This window comes from Synechococcus sp. R55.8, assembly GCF_047461895.1.
Taxonomy (GTDB): Bacteria; Cyanobacteriota; Cyanobacteriia; order Thermostichales; family Thermostichaceae; genus Thermostichus.
The window spans coordinates 14,697-20,440 of sequence record NZ_JANSIB010000040.1 but is presented as its reverse complement, the minus strand read 5'-3'; the positions used below and the strand labels follow the sequence as shown (position 1 = coordinate 20,440).

Annotated in this window: 7 protein-coding genes; 2 read left to right on the top strand and 5 right to left on the bottom strand. The window is 56.2% G+C overall.

The genetic code is table 11. From position 1 onward, the window contains the following. Nucleotides 1-47 precede the first annotated feature (47 nt). The 5 genes from NW829_RS05840 to NW829_RS05820 all read right to left on the bottom strand — a co-directional run bounded on the left by NW829_RS05840 (nucleotide 48) and on the right by NW829_RS05820 (nucleotide 3,715). Nucleotides 48-263 (bottom strand): sigma factor, encoded by a 216-nt coding sequence (locus NW829_RS05840; RefSeq protein ID WP_414413238.1) that lies wholly within the window; start codon nucleotides 261-263, stop codon nucleotides 48-50. A 298-nt stretch (nucleotides 264-561) separates the two neighbouring features. Next, on the bottom strand, nucleotides 562-1,272 hold the full coding sequence (locus NW829_RS05835) for a DUF4394 domain-containing protein (RefSeq protein WP_414416644.1): 711 nt from the start codon (nucleotides 1,270-1,272) through the stop codon (nucleotides 562-564). A 341-nt stretch (nucleotides 1,273-1,613) separates the two neighbouring features. After that, nucleotides 1,614-2,396: an ABC transporter permease gene (locus NW829_RS05830; protein ID WP_414416643.1), complete on the bottom strand. Its 783-nt coding sequence runs from the start codon at nucleotides 2,394-2,396 to the stop codon at nucleotides 1,614-1,616. A gap of 17 nt (nucleotides 2,397-2,413) precedes the next feature. After that, nucleotides 2,414-3,157: a class I SAM-dependent methyltransferase gene (locus NW829_RS05825; RefSeq protein ID WP_011432803.1), complete on the bottom strand. Its 744-nt coding sequence runs from the start codon at nucleotides 3,155-3,157 to the stop codon at nucleotides 2,414-2,416. Nucleotides 3,158-3,187: 30 nt separating this feature from the next. Further along, on the bottom strand, nucleotides 3,188-3,715 hold the full coding sequence (locus tag NW829_RS05820) for an FHA domain-containing protein (RefSeq protein ID WP_011432802.1): 528 nt from the start codon (nucleotides 3,713-3,715) through the stop codon (nucleotides 3,188-3,190). A gap of 391 nt (nucleotides 3,716-4,106) precedes the next feature. On the opposite strand from NW829_RS05820, the gene NW829_RS05815 reads away from it, so the two are divergent. Then, a complete protein-coding gene (locus NW829_RS05815) occupies nucleotides 4,107-4,751 on the top strand; it encodes a DUF3038 domain-containing protein (protein ID WP_011432801.1) in 645 nt (214 codons plus the stop codon). Between the two features lie 61 nt (nucleotides 4,752-4,812). Continuing rightward, nucleotides 4,813-5,744: DUF4335 domain-containing protein (locus tag NW829_RS05810; protein WP_414416642.1), on the top strand; the 932-nt coding region annotated here is incomplete at its 3' end.

Below are 5,744 nucleotides of genomic sequence, written 5' to 3'. Positions count from 1 at the left end.
GCTGCATAGTTGAACAGTGATGTTCAGCAGTGTTCAGCGTAAATGTATCAGGAACGAGCCAAGTTCAAAAAAATATCCTGGGTGAGATCTTCGGCCTCGGCAGTGTTGCCCAGCATTTTACAGGCAATTCCATACACCAAGCCGGCATGTCGGTCGTAGAGAATGGCCAGAGCTTGTGACCGGCCTGCTTTTAGGGCTGCAAACACCTCTGCATCGGTTTTTTCCTGCAGGGATCCCTCAGCTTTGTCGCCCTCGATCTTCATGAGCGGGAAGAGGAAACGGGATGGAAGAGAGAGAGAAACTGCAGAGGCACAAGCATCGCCCAGAGTAATCCAAGCAGGGCAGCGGCTTTCATAATTTATCGTCTGCATAGGCGAAGGTCAACCCTGACTTGTGGGGAAATAGAAGGCCCAATCCTGAGCTGGGATCGGGCCGGGTCAAGGATCAACAGCAGCAACGATCTCAAAACGATTCCAACAATTGGTTCCAAATCAATGAATCCAAAACATTGATTAATGTTGATTAACCTTGATTTAGATAGGCAAATGGGAATCGGCTTTCCTAGAGGGCGGCCAAGCCAAAGAACGGCCCACCCGGCAGGGTGCCCAGGGATGTGGCCCGACCGGTGTTTAGGTCAATTCGATACAAGGTGGAGCCGCCGATGGCAAAGCCGGTATCCACTCCATCAGCAGTACGGATGTCAAACCCACCCATAGGGCCGAAGTTCACCCCCAGAGGGCCAATGGGCACCTGAACCCCATCGTTGGGGGGATTCTGCAACACCAGCAGGTTCCGTTGCCCGTCGATGTTCAGCAGCCGCGTGGATTGGGCACCCGCCACATTGTTGGTGTAGGCGGCGGTGATGGCCGGCTGGGATCCCTGTAGTTCCATTGGGCCAAAGGCCAAAGGTCTATCTTGGATCACTTCGCCCGTATCCACATTGATGCGGAAGTTCTGGCCATTGGCTCCCACCAAGCGCAGCCGATCCGGAACAGGGTTGAAATCCATGCCAGAAAGCGTGCCCGCGGTGAAGGGAACCGACAGAGTGCTGGCCACGGTAGCGACACCGGTCTGCAAGTTGATGGTGTAAAGGATGCTGGTGTCGGTCAGCCCGTAAAGCAGCCGGTTGGCAGGACGCACATCGATACCAATGAGGTTGCCGTTCACTCCTGTTACCGTCAGGGATCCCTGCACAAAGGCATCGGCAGAGCGGATAAAGGTGAGGCGGTTGCCGCTGCTCAAAGCCACCAAATCCGCTTGGGAAGGCATCATCGAAGACGAAGTGCTGCTGCCACAGCCCAAGAGAGCAAAACTGCCGGCTATCACAGATGCTGCTACAAAGCTTGTGTGTTTGTGCATTGAACAGGCTCCTCAAAAGATCGACAAACCATCAAAACCACTGACAGACAAGCCCCCCTAAACCACAGAGCCTGTGGCTGCAAAGCGCTGCAGTGAAAACTTTTTTGCCCTCAACCCAGAGAACTCTGCGATTCCCTCTGCCTTGTACTGAAGGCAGTTGTTCTCTGCGATGGCAGCGCATGGGGCGCGTCTGTAGAAATTACTCAACTCCCCAGAACTCGGATGCCTGGGATCCAAGCTTTTTGGCCCAGACTTTAACTGGAAGCGCTGGTGTAAAAGCGCAGGGCAAAGCGCCAGAAGAGATGGGATCCCCACAACAGCCCTGCCGCCAGCAGAGCGGATCCCAGCAGCCACGGCCATTGGGCTCGCCCCAGCAGGGTCTCCGCCGGGATGGTGGTCAAGAAAGCCACCGGCACGACGAAGGTGAAAAACACGCGGTAGGCCACCGGATAAGCCACCATCGGGAACCGCCCTGCCTCTACCAAGCCCCGTAACACCTCGGTCACGTTGTAGATTTTCACAAACCAAATGCTGGTGGCTCCCAACATAAACCAGAGGCTGTAGAGGATGATCAGCCCCAGCAGCAGAGGCAGCAGCCCCAGAGCATAGGCCCAAGCAGGCAAATGGAGCTGGATCCCGGCGTAGAGAATCAGCAACAGGCCAAAGCCGATATCCACCAGGCCCCAGGGGGAAAACACCCTGGCCGACAGCCAAAACTGGCTGCTTATTGGCTTTAGCAAAACAAAATCCAAGGTGCCTTCCTGCACCTGCTGCACAATGCGATTGAGGTTGACGTTAAAGAGACTGGCCGACACCCCCTGCAGAATGGTGAACACCCCCAACACGATGAGGGCTTCCGGCCAACTCCAACCGCCCAGCCGGTGCCCCTGCTGGTAAAACAACGACAGCCCAAACAGAGCGGATCCCAAGCCACCCAGACTGCTGAGGCTGGCAAAGAAAAAATTGGCACGGTACTCCATTTCTGCCGCGATTGAGGTGCTCCAAAACAGCCACAATATCCGCAAATAGCGCAGCACCTTGGTTTTCTCCAATCTCAGCTTTTATCCCACTTGCGGTAACAGCGGGCGGTAATGAAATAGGGGTGAAACACCTCCAAAAAACAGCTTTGCAGCACCTGAAAGAATTGCTCTACCTTTTGCGGGTCGTCCAGGTGAAAAGGAAACTCGCCGTTAAACCCCTTGAAAAAGTACCAGTTGATCAAAAGCTTACCTGACGGCTTGAGCCAGTCGTAAAACTGCCGCAACTGCGCTGCCGGATCCGCCAGATGTTCCACCACATCGAAGCAGATGACCGTGTCAAAAAAGATCTCTTCTGGGAAGTTTTCTGGACAGTGGATGCGCTCGGTTAAGCCCAGCTTTTCCGCCCGCCATTGCACAAACTGCCGATGGATGGGGTTGATATCCCAGAAGATCACCTGATCCACCGCTGCGCAGAGGGCCGCCCCGATAGCATGGGTGCCGATGCCGCCGCCAAAATCCAACACCAACCCGCGGGCATGATCCGCCACCAGGCGTAAGGTATCGCCGATGTAGTCGGTGCTGCTCAGGTGCCAAGCCGCCAAATCCAGCAGATAGGCGGATCTCACCTGATCCCGATAAAACGCATCTGCCCGATCCCAGCCAAAGTCTCGCCGGCCCAACTCCGCCAATTGCTGCTGCCCTGCCCGCAGTTTCTCCCGCAGATCGGCAGCCCCAAGGCCCAGGAAGGATCCCAGATGGGCTTCTAGGTCAAAGGCATTTTGCCAGTAGCCGCTCAGAGCAGGTGGGATGGGGGGCACAGGAGGATTCAGAAGACTGGTTGGGTTGGCTTAGGCAACAGTGAAATCCTCTTCCTCTGGCTGAGCCAGGTTTTCCGGGTTCGGCTCCGTGTCTTTATTAAAATCAAAGGTGGATGGGGATGTAGAGCTAGCAGCATCCAGAGGCTGCAATAACTTGGCTAGGGTTTCCGGGCTGAGTCGATCCGTTGTCTCCACAATTGCTGTTACGTTCGGCCCAAACCTTATCTTATCTAGGAGCTGAAGGCGATGGGACAAAACCCGTTTTCCGTTGACGAATAGGCCATTGGTGCTGGGCCTGGATCCCGGACTGCCATCGAATACCATGTAGCTGTACTGCAGGGATCCCTGTGCAGTTGGCCCTGAACCTGGGATGCGGATGAGGGAAGCGTGTTTCCGAGAGACGCAGGGATCGTAAAGGCGAATATGATTGTCTTTAGACCGTCCCACTGAGTAATAGATACTATCCAGAACAACCCCCCTCTGCCCCAATCGATCCCTGAAGATCAAGACCCAGTGAACAGGGACAGGCTGAGTACTGCAGCGAGCAGAAGAGGCCATGATGAATCAAGCTGCACCTAGAGTCGCTGGTGTCAACAAAAGGGAAACTCAATAAAGGTGGGTAGTCACTTAGCTCTTAAAGGCCAAAGCAGCAGCTGCTTTCCCCATTATAAGTAGCCATCCCCCTGAGTCCAAAAGCCCAAGTTCAGCTAGGAGTAGGGGTGTTGCCGAAACAGAAACCGGCCCAGAAAACCCATTCTTATTGGTCTAAGATGCATCCAGAGTTACCCCGTTTTGGGGAAGAACCCTGAGAGCTCAACTCTCGGCAGGCTGGCGAGCAGTCTAGCATGCCCAAAGTCTTTTAGACTAGAGCGCAGGGAGGTAGGTTGCAGGTTTGGCTTGGACAGGAGATCATAGAGTTTCGTCGAAACCCAAAGCTCCCATTGACAGCGTGACGGTGGAACACAAGCACATTCAGTTAGACAGTCGGCCCGTTGGCCTGAACACAGCCACCGGTACCATCAAAGCCCAGTTGGACTTGCTACTGCTGGGGTTGGAGTCCCTGAGCGGAGAAAGTTCCGAAGCGGTTCTGGCTGCAGCCAAAGCCCTCAACTTGGAAGAGCAGATTGGCGATCGGGTGACTCTCTGGCGACTGCGCAATGCTAACCCCTTGCGCCGCAGCAGCGGTGGGCGCAAAAAGGTCGATATCGAAGAGGCCCGTGCCCTGGTGATGGTGATTGCCTATCTGGCTGCTCAGCAACAAGCCCGTATCCGCAGCACCTTGGAGCAACTGGAAGCCGCTGTCGATCAAGAGCTCAGCCCCTTCCGTCAGCCGCTGGTGGGAGATTACTTGGATGAATTCCTCTCCCACTACCGCAGCCGCATGGTGGATGGGGACGTGCGCGATGAGAATAGCCTCACCGAGCTGGCCCTGCGCATCTTGATTGAGCTGATGTTCTACAGTAGCCCGAAAGGCGCTCAGCGCCTGTGGAAAGCCTTGCTCAGCCGTCCTGAGATGGATTTGCCTGCCGGCAGCGATCTGGAAGAAGAGGGGGTAGCCCACAGCTCCGGCCCCGATGCCTCACCCTCTTCTTGAGGCAGTTTTGTCAATTATCGCCTCTGTAGCCCTCTACCCGTGTTGTTCGCCCGCAGTTGCCATGCCCAACCTTACCCTGGTTAGCCACACCTATCAACAGCCCACTTCTACGCTGACTGTACGGGGAGAAGCCCCTGCCGATTCCAATTCTTCAGACTCCTCTGCAACGCCGCCGCTGCAAGCCATCCAGCGCAGCTTCGAGTGTCAGTTGGAAATCCGCCAGGGGGAGACAGTCAAAACTTTACACGGCGATAACGTTTGGCTCAACGATTTGATCACCGTAATCGACCGCTACGTGGGATCCCACTTGAGTGGGGAACCCAAGGGAACCTTCAGCGGTACCGTGGCCATCCGTCCGCTTGATTTTATTTTTCATCGTCTCACGGTGCGCCAAGGGGAAGATCGCATCGCGCAGGTGGATTTGTCGATGACGCAGTTGTACGACCTGCTGGAGAACCTCTCCCAGGTGGCGGATGACATTCCCCAACTGGCCAATCTGGGAACTCCGGTGACGCGGGCTTGGTATCGACAGCCCACTGGGATCGCGGCCCTGCTGGTGGGCGGGATCGCAGTTGTGGCCGGTGTTGGGATCTGGGCCAGTCGCCCCCCTAGGGATCCCACAGCTTCCCCTTCCCCGCAAGAGCAGCTCACCATCCCTGCCTTGACGGGTCAATCGCAGCCTTTGGCCACATCCCTCCAAGAATCTGACCCAACAGCGGGAAGAGAGGCAGCAGGGGCGGATCCCCTTTCCCGTCTGCGAGACATTTTGGCAGAGCAGTGGCAGTCTCCCCCCGATTGGCCAGAGAGCTTGGTCTACCGGGTAACGGTGGATAGGACGGGATCCCCCCTGGCCGCCGAGCCGGAGGATGCGCTGGCCCGGGAGCGTCGCGCCGAAACCCCCTTTGCCAACCTGCCCGATCTGACACCGGATCCCTTGCCGGCAGGCGCCCAACAGTTCCGCGTCAGCCTAGAGCCGGGCAACCAGGTGGAAGT

What these genes read in the sequence shown, in the direction of transcription:
- NW829_RS05835 (WP_414416644.1), bottom strand. Translation starts at nt 1,272, where the DNA reads ATGATGCCTTCCCAAGCGGATTTGGTGGCTTTGAGCAGCGGCAACCGC.
- NW829_RS05840 (WP_414413238.1), bottom strand. Translation starts at nt 263, where the DNA reads ATGAAGATCGAGGGCGACAAAGCTGAGGGATCCCTGCAGGAAAAAACC.
- NW829_RS05820 (WP_011432802.1), bottom strand. Translation starts at nt 3,715, where the DNA reads ATGGCCTCTTCTGCTCGCTGCAGTACTCAGCCTGTCCCTGTTCACTGG.